The sequence below is a fragment of the Streptomyces sparsus genome (assembly GCF_054776295.1).
The window spans coordinates 1-2,058 of record NZ_BAAHCA010000873.1; the positions used below are offsets into that span (position 1 = coordinate 1).

At 73.0% G+C, this 2,058-nt stretch carries 3 protein-coding genes; all 3 read left to right on the forward strand.

Translation table 11 applies throughout. The annotated features are described in order from the left end of the window. A partial coding sequence (locus ACYVE9_RS24355; protein ID WP_461030048.1) for a hypothetical protein occupies window positions 1-399 on the forward strand: 399 nt, incomplete at its 5' end. A gap of 135 nt (window positions 400-534) precedes the next feature. After that, window positions 535-756: an MbtH family NRPS accessory protein gene (locus ACYVE9_RS24360; RefSeq protein WP_461030049.1), complete on the forward strand. Its 222-nt coding sequence runs from the start codon at window positions 535-537 to the stop codon at window positions 754-756. Between the two features lie 56 nt (window positions 757-812). Next, window positions 813-1,976 carry a crotonyl-CoA carboxylase/reductase gene (gene ccrA / locus ACYVE9_RS24365; protein WP_461030050.1) on the forward strand — a complete coding sequence of 388 codons (1,164 nt, stop codon included), beginning with the start codon at window positions 813-815 and terminating at the stop codon, window positions 1,974-1,976. Window positions 1,977-2,058 lie beyond the last annotated feature (82 nt).

Here is a 2,058-nt window from a genome sequence, read left to right on the forward strand (position 1 = left end):
GCCGACGCCGCCGGTCCGGAGGGCCCGGTGCCCGCGGACGTCGAGCAGGTGCTGCGCCGCATCGCCGACGAGGCCGGGGCGCCGGAGGCGACCACGGCGGTGACGGCCGAGGACGCGTCCGCCATCGCCCGGGTCATGCGCAACAACCTGCGCATCGCGCCCGGTTTCACACCCGAGGTCTACCGCGGTGAGGTGCTGTTCTTCGACGCGACCGGCGACGCCGCCGATCCCGGCGACCCGGCGCTGGCCCCCGCCAAGCACGAGGGGTGGCGGCGTCACGTCGACGGAACGCTGACCGTGCACCCCGTCCCGTGCGGCCACTACGAGATGACCGAGCCGGAACCCCTCGCCCGCATCGCCGAGTTGCTCGCTCCGCACCTCGGCCTTGATCCCGCATGAGTCCGCCCGATGCCGGGTGCCCCCGGCCGCCACAGCCCCGGCCCGTCCTCGGTCCGGGGACGGAACCCGACCCGTGACCCGTGACCGACCCGCGACCCGGGCCCGACCCGTCCGCCCGAGCAGGAAGGAAGAGCCGTGCGCAGCCCGTTCGACGATGCCGGCCCCGGCGAGCAGTCCCACGTGGTTCTGACCAACACCGCCGGACAGCAGTGCCTGTGGCCGGCTTTCGCGCCCGTCCCGGCGGGCTGGTCGGTCACCGTGCCGCCCACCGACCACCGGAACTGTCTCGCCCACGTCGGGCAGGACAGCGCCGGCTCGCACTCCCCCGTCACCGCACCGTCAGGAGACCCCCAGTGACCCAGGACCTCTACGAACTCGGCGACGCCCCTCCGTTGGGCGAGGCGCCCAAGCGCATGTACGCCTCGCTGATCCGCCCCGAACGCTACGGCCGCCCGGCCGACGCATTCCGCACCGAGGTGGTGGACGTACCGCCGCTGGGGCCCGGCCAGGTGCTTATCAAGGTGATGGCGGCAGGCGTCAACTACAACAACGTGTGGGCGGCGTTGGGTGATCCGCTCGACGTCGTGGCGGCCAGGAAGCGGCAGGGCGCCACCGAGGACTTCCACATCGGCGGCTCGGACGCCTCCGGAGTGGTGTGGGCGGTCGGTGAGGGCGTGCGCCAGGTGTCCCTCGGGGACGAGGTCGTGCTGCTGGCGGTGCAGTGGGACGAGAGCGCGGCCGACATCCGGATGGGTGCCGACCCGTGCACCTCCGCCTCCCAGACCGTGTGGGGCTACGAGGACAACTACGGGTCGTTCGCCCAGTTCGCCGTGGTCGACGAGTACCAGTGCCACCCCAGGCCGCAGCGGCTCTCCTGGGCGGAGTCGGCCTGCTACATGGCCACCGCCGCGACCGCCTACCGCCAGCTGTTCGGCTGGGAGCCGCACACCGTGCGGCCCGGCGACCCGGTGCTGGTGTGGGGCGGCGCCGGCGGCCTGGGGTGCATGGCGATCCAGTTGGTCCGCCAGGCCGGCGGCGTGCCGGTGGCGGTCGTCTCCAGCGAGGAGCGCGGCGAGTACTGCATGCGGCTCGGCGCACAGGGCTACCTCAACCGCCGCGACTTCGACCACTGGGGACGGATGCCGGACACCTCCGACGACCAGGCGATGGCCGACTGGTTGAAGGGTGCCCGCAGATTCGGGCGCGGCTTCTGGGAGGCGCTGGGTGAGCGGCGGGCGCCCCGCATCGTGCTGGAGCACTCGGGAGCGGACACCCTGCCCACCTCCATGTACCTGTGCGACAACGCGGGCATGGTCGTCATCTGCGGCGGCACCACCGGCTACAACGGGGACGTGGACCTGCGCTTCCTGTGGATGCGCCAGAAGCGCCTCCAGGGCTCGCACGTCTCGAACGCCCGGGAGGCCCGCGAGGTCACCACCCTCATCGCCCAGGGCAAGATCGACCCCTGCCTCTCGCTGACCCTGGGCTTCGAGGAGATCGGCCAGGCCCACCAACTGCTGCACGACAACAAGCACCCGGCGGGCAACATGGCGGTACTCGTCAACGCCACCGCCTGACCCCTGACGGCCCCGCGCCCCGCCCCGCCCCGGTGAGCCGGGCTCCCGGCACGCCGACGCAGAACGTCCGGGGCGGGGCCGG

Excerpts from the sequence above, each read along its gene's own strand:
- ccrA (WP_461030050.1), top strand. The coding sequence starts at position 813 with ATGTACGCCTCGCTGATCCGCCCCGAACGCTACGGCCGCCCGGCCGAC.